Below are 20,728 nucleotides of genomic sequence, written 5' to 3'. Positions count from 1 at the left end.
GCGCCGATCGCCAGCCATCCTTCCGAACTCACTGAGGCCTCGCCATGTCTACTGAAGTAACGTCAAATTCCCACGGTGAACCGGGGCCGGAGAAGTCCGGAAACGTGAAGTCCGCCGGGCTCCGGTCCCCGCAGCAGCAGCCAGCCGCAGACAAGATGTCCCGCGAGTCGGTGACGGTCATCGCCACGCTGCTCGTGGCCACCTTCGTGGTGATCCTCAACGAGACCATCATGAACGTTGCCCTGCAGCGGCTCATGGTGGACCTTCAGGTGGATGCACCCACGGTGCAGTGGCTGTCCACGGGCTTCATGCTGACCATGGCCGTCGTCATTCCGACTACCGGGTTCATCCTGCAGCGGCTGTCCACCCGGGCCGTGTTTTTGCTGGCCATGGGACTCTTCTCCGGCGGAACCGCGCTGGCGGCTCTGGCACCCGGCTTCGGGGTCCTGCTGCTGGCAAGGATCGTCCAGGCCGGCGGCACCGCCATCATGCTGCCCCTTCTCATGACCACCATCCTCACCCTTGTTCCGCTGGCCAAGCGCGGTGCCGTCATGGGCAATGTCAGCATCGCCATCTCCGTGGCCCCGGCCATGGGCCCCACGGTGTCCGGCCTGATCCTGCAACACTTCTCCTGGCGCTTCATGTTCGTCTTCGTGCTGCCCATTGCCCTGGCGGCGCTGGCGATCGGCGCCAAGTTCCTGACCAATGTCGGCGAAACGGAGAAATCCAGGCTCGACTTCCTGTCGGTGGTGCTGACCATCCCCGCGTTCGGCGGCCTGGTGTACGGACTCAGCCAGATAGGCGGCGGCCACGGCGGCGACGGCGGTCCGGGCACGCTTGCCGTGGCGGCACTGGTTGTCGGCGTCACAGGGCTGGTGGCCTTCGTGCTGCGCCAGCTGCGGCTGCAGAAGTCCAAGGCGCCCCTGCTTGACCTGAGGGCCTTCAACTTCCGCATGTTCACGGTATCCGTGCTGCTGATGGTGGTGGCCATGGTGGCACTGTTCGGTGCAGTGATCCTGCTGCCGCTGTACCTGCAGGAGATCCGTGGCCTGAAGTCCCTCGAGACGGGCCTGGCACTGCTGCCCGGCGGGCTGGCGATGGGCCTGCTCGGCCCGGTCATCGGACGCCTGTTCGACAAAGTGGGCCCCCTGCCGCTGACAGTGACAGGGTCGTCCCTCATGGTGCTGGCGCTGTGGCAGTTTTCCATGCTCGACGCCGGCACTCCCGTGTTGTGGATCGTCACCCTTCACGTCGGGTTGAGTCTTGGTCTCGCGCTGCTGTTCACCCCGGCTTTCACCACCGGGCTTAACCCTCTGCCGCCGCACCTGTACTCGCATGGTTCGGCCATCATGAGCACCCTGCAGCAGGTGGCCGGCGCCGCCGGTACCGCGCTGCTCGTGTCGATCTTCGCCGTCGTCTCGGCAGGCTCGGGCCTTGTCGCCGGAATGAGCGCCGCCTTCCTGACGGCCACGGTGATAGCCGTAGCCGCCGTCGTCCTCTCCGCCATGATGCGCAAGACGGCCGGGCCCGAAGGCGCACCAGCCGCCCCTCACTAAGCGCGGACGGACACTTCAGCCCGGCCCGGGGGGGACCTGGCGGGCGGGCTCAGCCTGCGAAGAAGTCACTCAGTTCCGTGATGAGCTTGTCCGGGGCGCGGTTGACGCCGTCGTGCCCGAAGCCCGGCAGGATGGTGTAGCTGGAGCCGGACAGGACGTCGTGGATCTGGCCGCAGGCCACGCCGAAGTACGCCGGGCTCTTCTCGCCCACGATGATGAGCGTCTCCAGCGGCAGTTCAAGGAACGGTTCGGCAGGCATGTCGGCCGCGATGATCGCCTTGATCTCACGGACGCCGGTGCGCATCATCTCGCGTTGCTGCTTGCCCACGGTGGTGGCCGCCGTGAACTTGTTGGCCAGGGTCAGCATGGACAGCGGCATTCGGGATGAGAAAGCGCCGCCGGTCTCCAGCCCGCGTAGCAGGACCGCGAGGGCGCGGTCGTCATCCCCCGCCGCAGTCGCGCGCTCGTACTCGGTGGTCCAGTCGGCCTTGACGCTGTGGTTCACCGAGACTGCGGGGTCGTAGACCGCGAGCCGTTCCACCGGGAGGTGCCTGGCCGCGTGGAGAGCCACAGCGCCACCGAAGCTGTGGCCAAAAACGTCCGTGCTGGACGTGTGCTTCATGACGGCATCGAGGTCGTGGATGTCGACGTCAAGGGTGTAGTCGCCTGGCTGCTCCGACGACGCCCCCCGGCCGCGGCGGTTAAAGGTGTGGACCGGGCGGCCGAGGGCAGCACTCAGCTTTTGGGCGAAGCGGGTGTAGTCGGCGGCAGTCACCATGGAGGCCGTTACGACCACGACGCCGGAGCCGGCCGACGCGAGCTCCGCGCCGGTGCTGAACAGCTCAAGTTTGCCGCCGTCAGGTGTGCTGATGATCTCGCTCGTCATGCTCCGAGCCTATCGGAGGCGGGGCCCGGCTGACAGCCGGGTCACGCTCGGAATGGGTCCGAGATGTCGGTCACCAGTCCGGGCGGCAGCTACCCGCGCCGTCGCCGCCGGCTCAGCGAGTGGATGCCGCCGTCGGTGCCGTTGAGAAAGCGCGCCATACGGACGGCCAGGCGCTTTCCGGGGCGGATGGGGCCTTCGTGGAGCTGGCCAGGGACCAGCGCAAACTCGATCGCCGGAACGGCCGCGGCCAGCTGGCGGCCGGTGTCCGCGAAATATCCCGGGCTCCAGCCGCCGCTGAGCATGAGCGTGGGGGTGGTAAGACCGGTGAAATCGCCCAATTCGGCGTCGGCGTCGAGCACGGCCCGCATTTCCTTGACGGCGGTGGGCAGGAGCTGCCTCATTTCGGCGCCGACGTTGGTCCGGGCGGACATGATGCTCAGCATCCGGAGCGCCCCCAGCGGCAGGTAGGACACCGGCCCCGCCGTCGCCAGCCCCTGGACCAGATGTGCCCAGGCGTGGTTGAGCTCCCCTGCCGTCACGGCCACTTCCAGCTCCGGACGCCAGCGGTGGTTCAGATTGCCGGAGAGCGAGACTGCTGCGTCATAGGTTATGAGCCGCCTGACCGGAATGCTGCGGGCCGCCTGCAAGGCCACGAAGCCGCCGTAACTGTGGGCCACCACATCTTCGGATCCGGTCGCGCGCATCACGGCGGCCAGGTCATTGATCTCGGTGGCCGCAGAATACCCGTCCGGCTGCGGTGCGGACCCCGCGCGCCCGCGGCGGTTGTAGCAGTGCACCGGCCGGCTGAGCAGGAGGCTGAGTTTGCGGGCGAACGGCCGGTACAGTGCGTCCGTCACCAGCGTGCCGTGGATAACGACGACGCCGGGCGACTCCGCCACAGGTCGGGTGACACCCGCGGTGGTCACCGGGGCGGGGGTCCCGCCGGCGGTGGCGGGAGGGCCGCCGTCAGCGGTGGCGGGCAATGCGGGCCGGAAGGAATGCACCTCAAGCTGGGCGCCGTCGTCGTCCGTCTGAACAGTCCAGGTCTCCACAGCCCGAGTCTATGCCCCACCCCTGGCGGGCTCTTGAAGGGGTGGGGCGGGCGCCCATGGAGCCCGAAAGCCGCGCAGGCGAAGTCCCGGTAAACTTGATGCTTGTGACTTCCCAAAACACCCCCGCCCCCAAGAATGCCCCAGAGCCGCTCGACGCCAGCGAGCAGATGCGCATCCGCATGGAAAAGCGCGCCAAGCTGATCGAACGCGGTACAGAGGCGTATCCGGTGGGTGTTGAGCGGACGCATTCGCTCACCGAAATTCGTGAAAAGTACGCGCACCTGGAAGCGGACGAGACCACCGGGGACGTCGTCGGCGTGACCGGCAGGATCGTGTTTGTCCGGAACACCGGCAAGCTGTGCTTCGCCACGCTGCAGGAAGGCGGCGTGGACGGCAAGGGCACCCGGCTGCAGGCCATGCTCAGCCTGGCCAACGTGGGCGAAGAGGCGCTCGCGGACTGGAAGGCCCTGGTGGACCTTGGCGACCACGTCTTCATCAAGGGCGAGGTCATTTCCTCCCGCCGCGGCGAGCTGTCCGTCATGGCCGACTCCTGGTCCATGGCGTCCAAGGCATTGCGTCCGCTGCCGGTGCTGCACGCCGAGCTGAGCGAGGAAACCCGCGTCCGCCAGCGCTACGTGGACCTCATGGTGCGTGACGAAGCCCGCGAGATGGTCTACACCCGCGCTGCGATCACCCGCTCCATTCGCGAGAGCCTGCACCGCCACAGCTACGTGGAAGTGGAAACACCCATCCTCCAGCTGGTCCACGGCGGTGCGCTGGCGCGCCCGTTCGAGACGCACATGAACGCCTTCGACCAGAAGATGACCCTCCGCATCGCCACCGAGCTGTACCTCAAGCGCGCCGTGGTGGGCGGCATCGACCGCGTCTACGACATGGGCCGCGTGTTCCGCAACGAGGGCGTGGACTCCACCCACAGCCCGGAATTCACCACGCTGGAATGCTACGAGGCCTGGGCTGACCAGTTCGTCATGGCGGACCGGATCAAAGAGATGATCCTGGACGCGGCGGACGCCGTGGGCGCCGGGCGCACCCTGCAGAGCGAAGCCGGAGAGATCAACCTCGACGGCGACTGGGCCTGGCTCGCCGTGTACCCCGGGCTCTCCGACGCCGTGGGCCAGGAGATCACCCCGGAAACGCCGCTGGAAGAACTGCGCGCCGTGGCGGCGAAGCACGAGGTCAAGGTTGATCCCAAGTGGGACGCCGAGAAGCTCGCCGTGGAACTGTTCGGCGAGATCGTGGAGCCCACGCTGCTGAACCCGACGTTCGTCTACGACTACCCGCCGTCCGCCCAGCCGCTGGCCCGACCCCACCGCGAGGACGGCCGCCTTATCGAGGCCTGGGACCTCATCATCGGCGGCATGGAGCGCGGCACCGCCTTCTCCGAGCTCATCGACCCCGTGATCCAGCGCGAACGACTCACCGAGCAGTCGCGCCACGCCGCCGCCGGTGATGTCGAGGCCATGCAGCTGGACGAGGACTTCCTCCGTGCCCTCGAGTACGGAGCGCCGCCCATGGGCGGCATCGGCTTGGGCATCGACCGCCTCGTGATGCTCTTCACCGGCGCCGGGATTCGGGAGACCATCCTGTTCCCGCTCCTGAAGCCCGAGGGGCACTGACCATGGAGTACGTAGCCGTATTGCTGCCCTCCCTCGTGGTGGGCCTGATCTTCTGGTTCGCCATGAAGTCGATCTTCAACGCGGACAAGTCCGAGCGCCAGGCCGAGGCCAGGGCGCAGGCCGAAGCCGACGCGCAGGCGGAAGCGGCCGCGCAGGCGCAAGCGGCCGCGCAGGCCGTGGGGCAGGAAAAGAGGCAGCCGCGTTCCCGCCCGGATTCGCAGCCGAATGCCCGGGAAGCATTTCCGCCCGCCGGCCCTTCGGCTCCCTCGACGGAATCCGACAAATAACAGGCAACATTTCTTCCCCGGGTTTTCCCCATGGAACCAAAGCGTGTTTTGACGCGTTGCCTTATTGAGGGACATACTTCATAGGGAAACATCCTGCTTTTCTGATTACACGTCCCTTTCCAAAAGAGAGAACTTTGATGGCACAGAAAGTTAATATCGTCCTCGTTGACGATCTGGATGGGGGATCGGCGGACGAAACTGTCCGTTTTGGGCTGGATGGCGTCGGTTACGAAATTGACCTGTCATCTGCCAATGCTTCAGAACTGCGGTCAGCCCTGGAACGCTTTGTTGCAGCTGGCCGCAAAACTTCCGGCGGACGCCCTGCCCGCACCAAGGCAGCAGGCGGACGCAACCAAGACTCTGCGCAGATACGCCAGTGGGCCAGGGACCACGGCTACACGGTTAATAGCCGCGGCCGCATCCAGGCTGAAATCCAGGAAGCGTACCAAAAGGCTAATTCCTAGATTGCTGAAGTCCTGAGCATTAAGAGCGGTGCCCCCGGCCAGACCCGGGGGCACCGCTCTTTAAGCACCGAACACCGCATGGGGCATTAATCAGCAGGCTTCCCTCTTTGTTCGGAGGAATCTCCGGGCAACTGCATTCGGTTTACCGAAGGAATCCTCCTCATCCCCGCGAATCTTCCCGGGGAAGCGAAACTTCCTGGCCCGACAATCCGGATGGGCCCTTCCCGCAGTTCGGCCGGGGCGAAATTCCGAATGCTCCGGGTCGGTCATTAAAATCCCCATTTGCGGTACGGCTGCTAATGCGCGCCCGGGCAGCGCGCATCGGGACGCGAACATGCGCTGCGGCCCTTTCCCGACACCGGAGAGATGGTTCCGGCGGCCCGCGGACGGAGGTGCGCAACAGTTGCGGTTTCCCCTGTGGCGAACAAGCTCCCCAAGTCATGCCTTGCCCACGTAGCATCAAAGTACGTCGTAGCTAGGAGTGTGGCGAAATGTTTGAGCGATTTACGGACCGTGCCCGTCGCGTAGTTGTGCTTGCCCAAGAAGAGGCACGCATGCTGAACCACAATTACATTGGTACCGAACACATCCTCTTGGGTCTGATCCATGAAGGTGAGGGCGTTGCCGCCAAAGCTCTTGAGTCCTTGAGCATTTCGCTCGACGGCGTCCGCGAGCAGGTGCAGGAGATCATCGGGCAGGGCCAGCAGGCTCCTTCCGGCCACATCCCCTTCACCCCCCGTGCAAAGAAGGTGCTGGAGCTCTCGCTGCGCGAAGCCCTGCAGCTCGGCCACAACTACATCGGCACGGAGCACATCCTGCTGGGCCTTATCCGTGAGGGTGAGGGCGTAGCGGCCCAGGTGCTGGTGAAGCTCGGAGCGGACCTCAACCGTGTCCGCCAGCAGGTCATCCAGCTGCTGTCCGGCTACCAGGGCAAAGAGACCACCGGGGCCGGCGTGGGCCAGGGCCAGGCCGAAGGCACCCCTGCGGGTTCAGTTGTCCTGGACCAGTTCGGCCGGAACCTGACGCAGGCTGCCCGAGAGAACAAGCTGGACCCCGTCATCGGACGCGAGCAGGAAATGGAACGCGTCATGCAGGTCCTCTCCCGCCGCACCAAGAACAACCCGGTGCTGATCGGCGAGCCCGGCGTCGGCAAGACCGCCGTCGTCGAGGGCCTTGCCCAGGCGATTGTCCGCGGCGACGTGCCGGAGACCATCAAGGACAAGCAGCTGTACACGCTGGACCTCGGGTCCCTCGTGGCCGGCTCCCGCTACCGCGGTGACTTCGAAGAGCGGCTGAAGAAGGTCCTCAAGGAGATCCGCACCCGCGGTGACATCATCCTGTTCATCGATGAGATCCACACCCTGGTGGGTGCCGGTGCCGCTGAAGGCGCGATTGATGCGGCCTCGATTCTGAAGCCCATGCTGGCCCGCGGCGAGCTGCAGACCATCGGCGCCACCACGCTGGATGAGTACCGCAAGCACATCGAGAAGGACGCCGCCCTCGAGCGCCGCTTCCAGCCCATCCAGGTCAAGGAGCCTTCGGTTGCGCACGCGATCGAGATCCTCAAGGGCCTGCGTGACCGCTACGAGGCGCACCACCGCGTCACGATTACCGACGGCGCCCTCGCCTCGGCAGCGAACCTCTCCGAACGCTACATCTCGGACCGCTTCCTGCCGGACAAGGCGATCGACCTCATCGACGAAGCCGGTGCCCGGCTCCGCATCCGCCGCATGACCGCTCCGCCGGAGCTCAAGGAGATGGACGAACGCATCTCCGAGCTGAAGATGGAGAAGGAGTCCGCGATTGACGCGCAGGACTTCGAAGGCGCCGCAGCGCTGCGCGACAAGGAGCAGAAGCTCATCACCGAGCGCTCGGAGAAGGAACGCCACTGGAAGACCGGCGGGATGGACGACATCTCCGAGGTTGACGAGGACCTGATCGCTGAAGTCCTGGCCAACTCAACGGGCATTCCGGTCTTCAAGCTGACCGAGGAAGAGTCCTCGCGACTGCTGAAGATGGAAGACGAGCTGCACAAGCGCGTGGTCGGCCAGAACGAGGCCATCAGGGCCCTGTCCCAGGCCATCCGCCGCACCCGTGCAGGGCTGAAGGATCCGAAGCGCCCCGGCGGCTCGTTCATCTTTGCCGGCCCCACCGGCGTCGGCAAGACCGAGCTGGCCAAGGCTCTTGCCGAGTTCCTGTTCGGCGAAGAGGACGCCCTGATCACCCTGGACATGTCCGAGTACTCGGAGAAGCACACGGTATCGCGGCTCTTCGGTGCCCCTCCGGGCTACGTCGGCTACGAAGAGGGCGGTCAGCTGACCGAGAAGGTCCGCCGCCGTCCGTTCTCCGTGGTCCTGTTCGACGAAGTGGAAAAGGCCCACGCGGACCTCTTCAACTCCCTGCTGCAGATCCTGGAGGACGGCCGCCTGACCGACTCCCAGGGCCGTGTGGTGGACTTCAAGAACACCGTGATCATCATGACCACCAACCTCGGTACCCGGGACATCTCCAAGAGCGTCGCCACCGGCTTCCAGTCCGGCACGGACACGCAGACCGGTTACAACCGGATGCGGGCGCGGGTCACGGAAGAGCTCAAGCAGCACTTCCGCCCCGAGTTCCTGAACCGTGTTGACGACGTCGTGGTGTTCCCGCAGCTGACCCAGGACGAGATCATCGAGATCGTGGACATGTTCGTGGGCCGCCTCGAGAAGCGCCTCAAGGACAAGGACATGGGAATCGAGCTCACCACGGCGGCCAAGGTGCTCCTGGCCACGCGCGGTTACGATCCCGCAATGGGTGCGCGGCCGCTGCGCCGCACCATCCAGCGCGAGATCGAGGACCAGCTGTCCGAGAAGATCCTCTTCGGAGAGATCCACGCGGGCGACATCGTTGTGGTGGATGTGGACGGCGAGGGAGACGAAGCCAAGTTCACCTTCGCCGGCAACGCCAAGCCGCGCATCCCGGAGATCGCTCCGAGCGCCTAGGCTCCAGCCGCACTCTGCTCCATCGAGGCCCCGCCCGCACCCGCAAGGGAGCAGGCGGGGCCTCCTGCGTCCCGGTGCCGCAGCGCACAGGCCGACCACACGTACCGCCTGCGTAGTCTGAAAGTACTGTTTCACTGTCAGTGAACGCATCTGTGATCCACGGCACAGGCAGTGTTGAATCGGCACATGGCTTCTGATGACGCAGCGATCCTGCGCGACCAACCTGCGACCCCCTTCCACGACCTTGGCCACTATCTGGCGATCCCGCGCGTCAGCGGCCTTGCCCTGAGCCCGGACGGGCGGCGGCTGGTCACCACTGTTGCCACGCTGAACAGCACGGGCACGGAGTATGGCACGGCCCTGTGGGAAATCGACCCTGCGGGCGAGAAACAGGCCCGCCGGATCACGCGCAGCGCCAAGGGCGAAGCCGGTGCCGTGTTCGCGGCCAACGGGGACGTCTACTTCACCTCGGCCCGCCCCGATCCGGAGAAGACGGACACCGACAGCGACCCCGTGAATGCCCTCTGGCTCCTGCCAGCCGGCGGCGGCGAGGCCCGGGTGGTGCTGGCCCGGGCCGGCGGCGTGGAGAAGGTCATGGCGGCGAGGAACGCGGACGCGGCCTTCGTCGCGGCATCGGTGCTTGCCGGTTCCACAGACGAGGACAACGACGCCGAACGCCGGAAAGCGCGCAAGGACAACAAAGTGGCGGCCATCCTCCACAGCGAATACCCCGTGCGGTATTGGGACGCCGACCTCGGCCCCGCGCAGCCGCGCCTCTTCGCAGTGGAACCCGGGCCCGACAAGGAGCCGTCAAAGCCAGACACGGTGGACAGCGCCGCGCCCCGGAAGCTGCGGAATCTCACCCCGAACGCGGGATCCAGGCTCCGCGAGGCCGAGTCCGTTGTCAGCCCGGACGGCACAACCATCTACACGAGCTTCGCCAGGCCCCTGCCCAAGGCGGACCTCCGCTCGGTCCTCGTGGCCGTGGACGTCGCCACCGGCACGCAGAAAGTCCTTCTCGACACGGAAGGCATGAGCTACTTCCCGGGCCCGGTCAGCCCCGACGGGCGGACGCTCGCCGTTGTCAGTGAAAGCGACACGACTCCCCAGGAGGCCCCGCAGGTCAAGCTTCACCTGCTCGACGTGTCCGGGGAGGCGGACGCGGAAGACCTCACGCCACTGGCCCACGACTGGGACCGCTGGGCCCACCCCGAAGCGTGGCTCCCGGACGGTTCCGCACTGCTGGTCACGGCTGACGACGACGGCGCGTCCCCGGTTTTCAGCGTCACGGTTGCGGCAGGAGCCGCCCGGGGGAGCGTCGCCCGGGTGACGCCGGACGCAGCCGCCTACACCGACGTCGTGGTCTCACCTGACGGCCGGAGCGCGTACGCGCTGCGCAGCTCCTACGAGTTTCCGTCGGAACCGGTGCGCATAGATCTCGCCGCCGGGGCGGTCACCAGGCTCCCGGCACCGGCCGGGCGGCCGCACTTTGAGGGGACGCTGGAGCGCGTGGAGACGTCGGCGGCGGACGGCTCCCGGATTCCCGCTTACCTTGCCCTGCCGGCGGGGGCGTCAGCGGAAAGCCCGGCACCGCTGCTCCTCTGGATCCACGGCGGCCCGTTGGGATCCTGGAATGCGTGGACGTGGCGCTGGAACCCCTGGCTGCTCACGGCCAAAGGCTACGCGGTCCTGCTGCCGGACCCGGCCCTGTCCACGGGCTACGGCCAGGAGTACATCCAGCGCGGCTGGGGCGGCTGGGGCAAGGCGCCCTTCACCGACCTGATGGCGATCACAGACGCTGTGGTGCAGCGGCCGGACATCGACGAAACGCGGACAGCCGCGATGGGTGGATCCTTCGGCGGCTACATGGCGAACTGGGTGGCCGGGCAGACCAGCCGGTTCAAGGCGATTGTGACCCACGCCAGCCTGTGGGCACTGGACCAGTTCGGGCCCACGACTGACGCCTCGCAGTACTGGCTCAAGGAAATGACGGCGGAGATGGCGCTGGAGAATTCGCCGCACCTTCATGTGGAGAAGATCAGGACGCCCATGCTAGTGATTCACGGGGACAAGGACTACCGGGTGCCCATCGGCGAAGGCCTGCGGCTTTGGTATGAACTGCTCTCCAAGTCCGAGCTCGCCGCCGACGAGAACGGGCAGACCAGCCACCGCTTCCTGTTCTATCCGGACGAGAACCACTGGATCCTGCAGCCGCAGCACGCCAGGGTCTGGTACGGCGTGGTTGAACACTTCCTCGCCAAAAACCTGTTGGACAAGGACATCCCGCTGCCTGCCGAACTGGGCCTGTGAGCTGGCCGCCGTAAGATGGGGGCTGTGACTGACTCTTTCACCATCCGCCCCGCCCGCACCAGCGACGTGACTGCCATCAAGCGACTGGTGGCGCCCCTGGCGGAGCAGCGGATCCTGATGGCCAAGGAGACTGTGGCCTACTACGAAAGCCTGCAGGAGTTCCGGATTGCCGAGTCCGCCCAGGGCGAGGTGATCGGCTGCGGAGCCCTGCACGTGATGTGGGAGGATCTCGCGGAGGTCCGCACGCTGGCTGCCTCGGACGCCTGGCGCGGCCAGGGCGTTGGCCATGTCCTGGTGGAAAGCCTCCTGGAGGAAGCAGCGGCGCTCGGCGTCTCGCGCGTGTTCTGCCTGACATTCGAGGTGGACTTCTTCAAGCGGCACGGCTTCGAGGTGATGGCCGATCAGTCGGCGCTGGACCCCCAGGTCTACTCGGAACTGCTGCGCTCGCACGACGAAGGTGTGGCAGAATTCCTGGACCTCGCACGGGTCAAGCCGAACACGCTCGGCAACACCCGGATGATCAGGACCCTTTAGGTTCCTTGCTGGCGGCGTTGCCTCGCCGGGCGGGCGGCCGCCGCCCGGGTAGATGCTGCCGCTCTCGGGCGTTGCCCGCGCCGAATTTACGCTGGAACAGACCAAGATCCGCTCAACTTCCCAAAGTCACATCTTTTCTTTTGTACATTTGCTGGATAAACTTTTCGGACGCCGGAAGGGACAGTCATTGGGGGCTGTCCCTTCCTGCGTTTCCGCAGCTGGGGCCGCGGTTTGCGCACCTGGCAGCATCCAGAGCTACCGAAGGGGCGGTGCCGGTAGTAGGGTCAAAGCACATCCTGACCGATGTCAATGACGAAGCACCGAGAGCCCAGGAGCCCGGCCGTGAAAAAGCTCATTAATGACCCCCGCGCTGTGGTGGACGAATCAGTGGAAGGCTTCGGGCTTGCCCATGCCGACCTCGTGACCGTCAGCGCAGAACCGAAGTACGTCACCCGCCGGGATGCCCCCGTTGCGGGCAAGGTTGGCCTTGTCTCCGGCGGCGGCAGCGGGCATGAACCGCTCCACGCCGGTTTTGTGGGTCTGGGAATGCTCGACGCCGCAGTGCCGGGCGCCGTCTTCACTTCACCCACCCCCGACCAGATCCTCCCGGCCACCCTCGCCGTCAATTCGGGGGCAGGAGTGGTGCACATCGTCAAGAACTACACCGGTGACGTCCTGAACTTCGAGACGGCCGCGGAAATGGCGCAGGCAGAGGGGGTGGAGGTCCGCACGGTGCTGGTCAACGACGACGTCGCCGTGGAGGATTCCCTGTACACGGCCGGTCGCCGGGGTGTGGGCGGCACAGTGCTGGTCGAGAAGATCGCCGGTGCCGCAGCCGAGCGCGGTGACGACCTTGACGCGGTGGCCGCCATCGGAAACCGCGTGAACCAGAATGTCCGGACCATGGGCGTGGCCCTCTCCGCATGCACGGTCCCGCACGCGGGCAAGCCCAGCTTCGACCTTGAGGACAACGAAATCGAGATCGGCATCGGAATCCACGGCGAGCCCGGGCGGCACCGGATCGCCATGGAACCCGCGGACGGCATTACGGACCGCCTCATGGAGCCGATACTGAGCGACCTCGGAGTGGCTTCCGGAGACAAGGTACTCCTCTTCGTCAACGGCATGGGCGGCACGCCGCTGAGCGAGCTCTACATCGTGTACCGCCGGGCGGCCCAGGTCCTGGCGGACAGGGGCGCCACCGTGGAGCGTTCGCTCGTGGGCAACTACATCACTTCGCTCGAAATGCAGGGCTGCTCCATTTCGGTGCTGCGGCTCGACGACGACATGACGACGCTGTGGGATGCCCCCGTCCACACCGCGGCCCTGCGCCGGGGCGTGTGACCGTGACCCTGGACGTCACCTGGGCTGTCAAGTGGCTGACGCTGTCCGCGCAGGCCATGGCCGAGCACCGGGTGGAGCTCATCGAACTGGACAGGGCGATCGGCGACTCGGACCACGGCGAAAACATGGACCGCGGCTTTCAGGCCGTCCTGGACAAGCTGGCTGAAACCCCGCCCGAGACTCCCGGGGCTGCGCTCAAGCTGACAGCCATGGCGCTGATGTCCAAGGTGGGCGGAGCGGCGGGCCCGCTCTATGGCACGGCGTTCCTGCGGGCGGCAACGGCTCTGGGCGACGCGGCATATGTCGACGCTCCGGCTCTCGCCGCAGCGCTCGGAGCCGCGCGGGACGGCATCGTTGCCCGGGGCAAAGCCGAGTCCGGCGACAAGACCATGGTGGATGCGTGGACTCCGGCCGTCGAAGCGGCCAAGGCGGCGGCAGGTGACGGCGACACACTCGCGGTGCTGATCGCGGCGGCCGAGGCCGCCGAAGCCGGCGCTGTGGCCACCGATCCCCTCGTGGCCCGCAAGGGACGCGCAAGCTACCTCGGCGAGAGAAGCGCCGGGCACCGCGATCCGGGGGCGGCCTCCAGCGCCCTGATCCTCCGGGCAGCAGCCGGAGCCGCCGCATGACCGTGCGGATTGTGGTGGTTTCCCATAGCGACAAGATCGCCGACGGCGCCGTTGAACTGGCAGCCCAGATGGCGCCGGACGTGATGATGGTGCCGGCCGGCGGAACCTCGGACGGCGGAATCGGCACCAGCCTGGACAAGGTGATGGCCGCCCTCGAGCAGGTATCAGGCGGCGACGGCGTGGTGGTGCTCACCGACCTCGGATCAGCCGTGATGACCGCGGAGTCGGCCCTGGAGTTTGCCGAGGGAACGGCGACCGTTCTGCTCGCCGACGCGCCGATTGTTGAAGGCCTCGTGGCGGCGGCCGTGGCTGCCCAGGGCGGCGCCAGCGTCCATGCTGTCAGACGCGCCGCCGAGGCCACCCACGGTTACCCCGCCTCACGCCCCAAGGACGAGCAACACGTTCCAGTGGGTGGGCATGCCCCTGCCCGGCACGGAACTGCGTCCGCGGGCGCCTTTGCTGAGGACGGCCAGGCGCCGCCGGACGCGAGCGGAGACTTTGAACTCGTGAACCTGGCGGGCATGCACGCCAGGCCTGCGGCGAAGATCGCCGGCGGCATCTCCGGCATGGACGCCGAGGTCACCGTGAACGGCGTGGACGGGGCATCGATGACCGGGCTCATGACGCTGGGGGCAGGCAAGGGGTCGGTGCTGCACGTGCAGGCGTCCGGTCCGGATGCGGAGCGCGCGGTCGAATATGTTGGCAGTCTGGTCAGGGCAGGGTTCGGCGAACCCTGATGCCTGCCGTGCCGTCCTGACGGCTAGCCGGCCGTTCCGTCCTGAAGGAGACCGGCTGCGTTCAGCACCACCGACGCCGAAACGAACCGTCCGCACTGCTCGCCGAAGGGGTAATTCCCCTTGGGCGTGAAGTGCAGGGTCCGGGACGGAAGCGGTTTGCCGTCCCTGAGGGTCCCCGTGACCGTGACGTCCAGGGGTGACTCGCTCAGCGTGGCCAGCTGGAGCATGCCCCTCTTGGTCCCGTCGGGTGAGGACGTGGCGGAGCAGACGCTGCCGGGGCCGTAGCCGCCCGGCGGCTCGGCGTCGGGGGAGCAGCCCTGGTCTGCCGATGCAGTGCCCGGTACCAGTTGAACGTCCGCCGCCTTGCAGGTGCCGTCCTGGCAGGCCTTGAGGTGGAGCGACGTGACCGCGGCAGCGTAGTCGGTTGCCACTGTCACCGCCACGCCGGGGGCCTGGGCAATCGACGGACACGCGACCTCGAACGACTGGCAGCCGGAGAGGAGGACTGTTGTTGTGATTGTGGCCAAAAGTACCCCTGCCTTGCCCATACTTCAGGGTAGAGCCGCTGCCGGGCAGCCCGGTCCGCCGCACGGAAACTGGTGCAGACATCGTTATGGCCCCGGGCGCATCGACTCCCAAACTGTGACCAAAACGCACCCCCCGGCTCCAGGTTTCCGGCCGGGTCCGGCCGGGCCTTCACTCATCAGCCGGGCAGCCGGTAGCCGCCCTGATGGAGCTCGGTGAGGCCGTCCTCTAGAAGCCCGGCGAGTGCCCGCTCGAGCTGTTCCGGTGCCGAGTTCAGCCGGTGCAGGGCGGCGAGCGGAACGCCGATCCCGGACGCCTCGAAGCCGAGATCTGCAGGTGCCTGCTGGAACATTTCCGCAGGTACGGGTGCATCAGCCAGCCGAAGCACGGCCATCACGGCACCGCGGACCTGCCGGTCCGTGCCGTGCCATGCCTGTCCTTTCGGCGTGTACGACGGCGGCGGCTCACCGGCGGCCCGCCAGGCGCACCTTTCGCGTACCGGGCACGCGGAACACTTCGGCGCGCGCGCCGTGCAGACCAGGGCGCCCAGCTCCATGACTGAAGCGTTCCACCGGACTGAAGTGCCGGCGTCGTCCGGCAGCAGCGCTGCGGCCAGCCGCATTTCTGCTGCCGTCAGCGCCGGCGACGGCAGCGCCGTCCCCGAAAAGAGGCGCGCGTGGACGCGCCTGATGTTGGTGTCCACCACGGTCTCGCGCCGGCCATAGGCAAAGGCGGCGACGGCGGCAGCGGTGTAACTGCCGACGCCCGGCAGGCTGAGCAGCTGGGCGTAGTCCGCGGGCACCTGCCCGCCGTGGTCCTGCCCGATGGCAACGGCTGCGGCGTGGAGCCGGAGGGCGCGCCGCGGGTAGCCAAGCCGGCCCCAGGAACGGACGGCTTCTCCGGCGGGTTCGCGGGCGAGGTCCGCCGGCTCGGGCCAGCGCCGGAGCCATTCCTCCCAGACAGGCAGGACGCGCACCACGGGCGTCTGCTGGAGCATGATCTCGCTGACAAGGACGCCCCAGGGCGGGCAGGCCGCTGACCGCCACGGCAAGTCCCGCGCCTCAGCCGCGAACCAGTTGCCCAGGGAATCGTGGATCTCGGTCAGCTCCGGGCGGACGGTCGCGGACGTGGCGGGGTAATCGGTTGTGGTTTTGATGCCAACACTCTAGTTGAAATCCGGTCGGGCGAAATCCGGTCCGGCCGAATCGGGCCGGAACTGTCAGCTGGCCTCCTGCTGCACGTCCGGGCTGGGTTCCGGCCGGTGATAGAGGCGCTTCACGTGGCCGTGGATTGTTTCACCGCCCCGGCCATTCGCAGCCGGCACGGCCAGTGCAACCACGAAGCTTGCACCTTCGGCGTCCACTGACCGGATGGTCAGGCTCCGGGTTCCGGGTGGAATCGAAGGCGCAAAGAACTGCAGCTGCCGGGAACCGATCGTGGCAACCTGGTCGAGCCCGTACTCGGTACCGAAATGATCGTGGATGACGATTTCTGGGGTGTGGGGTTCGGTTCCGTTGGTTGAAGCCAGGTGCAGGTTCACCACGATGCCGGTGTCCCAGATCTCAACGGCGAGAACTGTGAACTCCGTCCCGTGGCTCTGGTGTTTTCCGAAAGTCAGCGGCAGCAGGACGCGTTCGAGTTGACCGCCAGACACATGATCTACCATCAGTGGTCCTTTCCTACTTGGCCCGATAAGTGGTAACCGGGATTCAATTTTAGTAAGCGTGCTGACAGTTGTCACGGGAAATTGTGCAACGAATTGGGCATGGTTTGTGCCGCGGCCCGGCGTGGTGGGGCACCGGAAACCCCGGCGTTCTCTAGCCTAGAAAAACGGGCAGGCGGCAAACCGGCATTCGGGTTGTGCCGGTCCCCGGCGCCATGGGCGGCCGCAAAAATCAGCAGACACAACGGGGACGAAGAAGCAGTGAAAACACCGGCAGGAAAAACATCGGCAAGCAAGGCGCCGGCGGGCAAAAGCACAGGAAAAGGCGCCGGCGTTGCGGCGCCCCGTGCCGCCCGCAGGCCGAGCGCCGCCGTCTACCGCCGACGTCGGCTGTTCGCCGGGGGAGCGCTCCTGCTGGTCCTGGGACTCACGGCGGGCGGCGTTGCCACCGTGTCCGGCGCCCTGAACGCCAAGACGGAGCAGGCTTCCTCCACTGAAGGAGGGGGCGCATCCGAGCCGAGCGGCGGCCAGACCGCGCCGGCGGCCTCCGCCGCTCCGTCCGCCACGCCGACGGCGTCGCCCACCTGCGACCAAAAACTCGTCACGGTCTCGGCGGCCACAAACAAGACGTCGTATGGTCCGCCCGAGAAGCCGGTACTCACGCTGAAGGTAGCCAACGGCGGAAAGCTGCCGTGCAAGGTGAACATCGGCACATCCCAGATGGAGTACCTCGTCACCAGCGGTTCGGACCGGATTTTCTCGTCAAAGGACTGCCAGGCTTCCAGCAACGACCTGGTAAAGACGATCGCCCCGGGCAAGAGCGAAACCGCGAACTTCCCCTGGCCCCGCAACCGCTCCGTTCAGGGCTGCGAGAAGATCTCGGACGCGGCCGGCGCCGGATACTACGTGTTCATTGCCAAGCTCGGCGCCAAGGTCAGCCCGCCCACCGTCTTCCAGCTGAACTGACACCCTGACCAGGATCTAGAGGAAGCGGTCCAGCAGGCTGGCTTCGGCCATGCGGCTGAGGCCTTCACGAACTGTGCGGGCGCGCTGGTCCCCGATGCCGTCCACCGTCATGAGATCGTCGATGGTGGCGGCCATCAGGTGCTGCAGCCCGCCGAAGTGGTCCACGAGCCGGTCCGCCACGGCCTTGGGGACGGCCTTGAGCCCGGAAAGGAGCCGGTAGCCCCGCGGCTGCACCACGGCGTCGAGGGTGTCCACTCCGCCCGCGAAGCCGATGATCCCGGCGATTTTGCCGAGGTCGATCAGTTCGGTGGGGCCGAGGCTGAGCAGCGCGTTGACGGCGCCGTCGATGTCCTCAGGGGAGGCCTTCGGCCCGGCATAGTCGCGGATGATGATGTCGCTGCCCGGCCCGCGGCCAACGGTGAGCTCGTCCAGCTGGAGGGAAAGCAGCCTGCCGTCCTCGCCCAGTTCCAGCACATACTGCGAGATTTCCTCGGAAATCCGGCGCACCATTTCCTGGCGCTGCAGTGTGACGGCCACGTCCCGGACGGTGACCATGGCCTCGATCTCCAGGGCGGACAGTGAGCTCGTGACCTGGTCCAGCCGGGACCGGTAACGTTCGAGCGTTGCGAGGGCCTGGTTGGCGCGGGCCAGTACCTTTTCCGAACCCTCCAGCACGTGCCGCAGCCCGTTCACGTACAGCGCGATGATCTGCATGGACTGGCTCACCGAGATCACCGGAACGCCGGTCTGGATGGCCACCCGCTCGGCGGTCCTGTGCCGGGTGCCTGATTCCTGCGTCTCGATGCTCGAGTCGGGCACCAGCTGCACGGCGGCGCGGAGGATGTTGCCGGCGTCCTTGTCGCAGATGATGGCACCGTCCATTTTGGCCAGTTCGCGAAGCCGTGTGGGGGAAAAGTCGATGCCAATGTCGAAGCCGCCCGAACAGATCGATTCGATGGTCCGGTCCGAGCCCAACACGATCAGTGCGCCGGTGCGACCGCGGAGAATGCGTTCCAGGCCATCCCGCAGGGGGGTTCCCGGGGCTACCCTCCCCAAAGTCGCCTTCAGCGATTCTTCAGGGCTCCGAGCCATAAACATTCCCTTCACAGGTGCAGGCGGGGCCTGCAGGTATGCCGGTTTTCGGAAGTCTGCCGGCAGGATCAAAAGTACTCGGTTTCCCGCTTGCACCATCCTAGACGTAGATTACAGCAACAACCGCACAGACAAGCCTTAAAGTGCCCCATTTGAGACCTGCGGGGAGGGCGTCCGGAGTGCACCCGACGGCGGCCGGCGAGACTCCATTTTGGCCCGCTTTCGGCGTTGCTTCCGGCCCTGCGATAAACTTGAACCCTTGGCTGGTGCGCCCTGCCGCCGCCCGCCTCCAGATTCCGGGAACCCGGTTTCCAGGAATCCGGTGTCAAGTCTCCATTCCCACATCCAGGGTCCTCCGCGGATCCCAGCGAAAGTAGCACCGTGTCCCAAGAAGTCCTCAGCCCCGCCCGGGTCCACGAGATTCACAAGCAGGCGGCCCGGCGCCGGACGTTCGCTGTCATCTCCCACCCGGACGCCGGCAAGTCCACGCTGACAGAGGCCCTGGCGCTGCACGCCAAGGTGATCGGCACGGCCGGCGCGTCCAGCGGCAAGTCCAACCGCAAGGAAACGGTCTCGGACTGGATGCAGATGGAAAAGGACCGCGGCATCTCCATCAGCTCCGCTGCGCTCCAGTTCTCCTACCGCGACACCGTCATCAACCTGCTGGACACCCCGGGGCACGCCGACTTCTCCGAGGACACGTACCGGGTGCTGGCCGCCGTCGACTGCGCAGTGATGCTCGTGGACGCCGCCAAGGGCCTGGAAACGCAGACCATGAAGCTCTTCGAGGTCTGCAAGCAGCGCAACCTGCCCATCATCACCGTCATCAACAAGTGGGACCGCCCGGGCCTGGACGCACTGGCGCTCATGGACGAAATCACGGAGCGCACCGGCCTGCAGCCCATGCCGCTGACCTGGGCCGTAGGCATCTCCGGCGACTTCCGCGGCGTGTGGGACCTGCGCAATGACAGGTTCGCGCGGTTCCAGCGGAACAACGCCGGCGCCAACATCGCGCTCACGGAGTACTTCACCCCGGAGGAAGCGGCGGAGAGCCAGGGCAACAACTGGACCGACGCCGTGGACGAGGCCGGACTGGTGATCGAATCCAACCTGGAATTCAACGTGGAGAGCTTCCACGCGGGCAAGGCCACCCCCATCCTGTTCAGCTCCGCCGCGTTGAACTTCGGCGTCAAGGAGATCCTGGACGCTCTGGTTGACTTCGCCCCGCCGGCCGCGCCGCGTCCGGACGTCGAAGGCCAGCCCCGCGCTGTTGAGTCACCGTTCGCAGGGTTTGTCTTCAAGGTCCAGGCCGGCATGAACAAGGCCCACCGTGACCACGTGGCCTTCATCCGCGTCTGCTCGGGCGTGTTCGAGCGCGGCATGGTGGTTACCCAGACGCGCACCGGCAAGTCCTTCGCCACCAAGTACGCCCAGCAGGTTTTCGGCCGCGAACGGGAGGTCATCGACGAGGCCTTCCCGGGCGACGTCGTGGGGCTGGTCAACGCCTCGTCGCTGCGGGTGGGGGACAGCCTCTTCCTCGAGGAGCCGGTGGAGTTCCCGGCCATCCCGCTGTTCGCGCCCGAGCACTTCCAGGTTGCGCGTTCCAAGGACCCCAGCCGCTTCAAGCAGTTCCGCCGCGGCATCGAGCAGCTCGAACACGAGGGCGTCATTCAGGTGCTGCGCTCCGACGTCCGCGGTGACCAGGCACCGGTGCTTGCCGCCGTCGGCCCCATGCAGTTCGAAGTGGTGGAGGACCGCATGGCGCACGACTTCAGCGCGCCGATGCGGCTGGAGCGCCTTCCGTACTCCATGGCGAGGATTTCGACGGCGGATGCCATGCCCGCGCTGGCCAACGTGGTCGGGGCTGAGGTTCTTCTGCGGTCCGACGGCGAGTACCTCGCCCTGTTCAACGACGTGTGGGCGCTGCGCCGCATAGAGAAAAACCACCCTGACCTCACGCTGGTGCCGATCGGGACGCACAACCCGGCCAAGTAGCCGCGGCCATCCGGCTGCCGGCCGGTTCCGAATACTCAACGGGAGTTTCACTCCAGTTCCAGGAAGT

18 protein-coding genes are annotated in these 20,728 nt (G+C 66.6%); 12 read left to right on the top strand and 6 right to left on the bottom strand.

Annotated features, from left to right (window positions below; all coding sequences use genetic code 11):
- Window positions 1–44 precede the first annotated feature (44 nt).
- Complete coding sequence (locus AC1DDG_RS09060) at window positions 45–1,556, top strand: MDR family MFS transporter (RefSeq protein ID WP_476875798.1); 1,512 nt, start codon at window positions 45–47, stop codon at window positions 1,554–1,556.
- 49 nt (window positions 1,557–1,605) lie between these two features.
- Here the strand turns inward: AC1DDG_RS09060 and AC1DDG_RS09055 are convergent, their stop codons facing one another.
- Entirely contained in the window at window positions 1,606–2,442 is an 837-nt protein-coding gene (locus tag AC1DDG_RS09055) for an alpha/beta fold hydrolase (RefSeq protein WP_476875797.1), read from the bottom strand.
- 89 nt (window positions 2,443–2,531) lie between these two features.
- Window positions 2,532–3,494, bottom strand: coding sequence for an alpha/beta fold hydrolase (locus AC1DDG_RS09050; protein ID WP_476875796.1), 963 nt, complete (start codon window positions 3,492–3,494; stop codon window positions 2,532–2,534).
- Between the two features lie 98 nt (window positions 3,495–3,592).
- Here AC1DDG_RS09050 and lysS point away from each other — a divergent pair, with 98 nt between their 5' ends.
- The 9 genes from lysS (at window position 3,593) to dhaM (ending at window position 14,420) form a co-directional block, all read left to right on the top strand.
- Window positions 3,593–5,131, top strand: coding sequence for a lysine--tRNA ligase (gene lysS / locus AC1DDG_RS09045; protein WP_230117877.1), 1,539 nt, complete (start codon window positions 3,593–3,595; stop codon window positions 5,129–5,131).
- A gap of 2 nt (window positions 5,132–5,133) precedes the next feature.
- Window positions 5,134–5,418 (top strand): hypothetical protein, encoded by a 285-nt coding sequence (locus tag AC1DDG_RS09040; RefSeq protein WP_476875852.1) that lies wholly within the window; start codon window positions 5,134–5,136, stop codon window positions 5,416–5,418.
- Between the two features lie 137 nt (window positions 5,419–5,555).
- Window positions 5,556–5,882, top strand: a complete 327-nt coding sequence (locus AC1DDG_RS09035; RefSeq protein ID WP_230117878.1) for a histone-like nucleoid-structuring protein Lsr2 — start codon at window positions 5,556–5,558, stop codon at window positions 5,880–5,882.
- Window positions 5,883–6,373: 491 nt separating this feature from the next.
- A complete protein-coding gene (locus tag AC1DDG_RS09030) occupies window positions 6,374–8,866 on the top strand; it encodes an ATP-dependent Clp protease ATP-binding subunit (protein WP_230117879.1) in 2,493 nt (830 codons plus the stop codon).
- Window positions 8,867–9,052: 186 nt separating this feature from the next.
- Window positions 9,053–11,176, top strand: coding sequence for a S9 family peptidase (locus AC1DDG_RS09025; RefSeq protein WP_476875795.1), 2,124 nt, complete (start codon window positions 9,053–9,055; stop codon window positions 11,174–11,176).
- A 24-nt stretch (window positions 11,177–11,200) separates the two neighbouring features.
- Complete coding sequence (locus tag AC1DDG_RS09020; RefSeq protein ID WP_230117881.1) at window positions 11,201–11,710, top strand: amino-acid N-acetyltransferase; 510 nt, start codon at window positions 11,201–11,203, stop codon at window positions 11,708–11,710.
- 342 nt (window positions 11,711–12,052) lie between these two features.
- Window positions 12,053–13,054 carry a dihydroxyacetone kinase subunit DhaK gene (gene dhaK / locus AC1DDG_RS09015; RefSeq protein WP_476875794.1) on the top strand — a complete coding sequence of 334 codons (1,002 nt, stop codon included), beginning with the start codon at window positions 12,053–12,055 and terminating at the stop codon, window positions 13,052–13,054.
- A 2-nt stretch (window positions 13,055–13,056) separates the two neighbouring features.
- Window positions 13,057–13,683: a dihydroxyacetone kinase subunit DhaL gene (gene dhaL / locus AC1DDG_RS09010; RefSeq protein WP_476875793.1), complete on the top strand. Its 627-nt coding sequence runs from the start codon at window positions 13,057–13,059 to the stop codon at window positions 13,681–13,683.
- Window positions 13,680–14,420: a dihydroxyacetone kinase phosphoryl donor subunit DhaM gene (gene dhaM / locus AC1DDG_RS09005; RefSeq protein WP_476875792.1), complete on the top strand. Its 741-nt coding sequence runs from the start codon at window positions 13,680–13,682 to the stop codon at window positions 14,418–14,420. The genes dhaL and dhaM overlap by 4 nt, the downstream gene beginning before the upstream one ends.
- Window positions 14,421–14,443: 23 nt before the next feature.
- On the opposite strand, the gene AC1DDG_RS09000 is transcribed toward dhaM, so the two are convergent.
- From AC1DDG_RS09000 to AC1DDG_RS08990, 3 genes are all read right to left on the bottom strand, one after another.
- Window positions 14,444–14,947 carry a hypothetical protein gene (locus tag AC1DDG_RS09000; RefSeq protein WP_476875791.1) on the bottom strand — a complete coding sequence of 168 codons (504 nt, stop codon included), beginning with the start codon at window positions 14,945–14,947 and terminating at the stop codon, window positions 14,444–14,446.
- 176 nt (window positions 14,948–15,123) lie between these two features.
- On the bottom strand, window positions 15,124–15,942 hold the full coding sequence (locus AC1DDG_RS08995; RefSeq protein WP_476875848.1) for an HhH-GPD family protein: 819 nt from the start codon (window positions 15,940–15,942) through the stop codon (window positions 15,124–15,126).
- A gap of 222 nt (window positions 15,943–16,164) precedes the next feature.
- On the bottom strand, window positions 16,165–16,611 hold the full coding sequence (locus tag AC1DDG_RS08990) for a hypothetical protein (protein WP_476875790.1): 447 nt from the start codon (window positions 16,609–16,611) through the stop codon (window positions 16,165–16,167).
- Between the two features lie 258 nt (window positions 16,612–16,869).
- On the opposite strand from AC1DDG_RS08990, the gene AC1DDG_RS08985 reads away from it, so the two are divergent.
- Entirely contained in the window at window positions 16,870–17,574 is a 705-nt protein-coding gene (locus tag AC1DDG_RS08985) for a hypothetical protein (RefSeq protein ID WP_476875789.1), read from the top strand.
- Window positions 17,575–17,589: 15 nt separating this feature from the next.
- Here the strand turns inward: AC1DDG_RS08985 and disA are convergent, their stop codons facing one another.
- Window positions 17,590–18,666, bottom strand: coding sequence for a DNA integrity scanning diadenylate cyclase DisA (gene disA / locus AC1DDG_RS08980; protein ID WP_230117888.1), 1,077 nt, complete (start codon window positions 18,664–18,666; stop codon window positions 17,590–17,592).
- A gap of 381 nt (window positions 18,667–19,047) precedes the next feature.
- Here disA and AC1DDG_RS08975 point away from each other — a divergent pair, with 381 nt between their 5' ends.
- Complete coding sequence (locus AC1DDG_RS08975) at window positions 19,048–20,661, top strand: peptide chain release factor 3 (protein WP_230117889.1); 1,614 nt, start codon at window positions 19,048–19,050, stop codon at window positions 20,659–20,661.
- The last annotated feature ends 67 nt before the right edge of the window (window positions 20,662–20,728 follow it).

Source organism: Arthrobacter sp. 10L430 (assembly GCF_056395245.1).
Note: the sequence above shows the minus strand (reverse complement) of the source record. Positions and strands in the feature narration are given on the sequence as shown.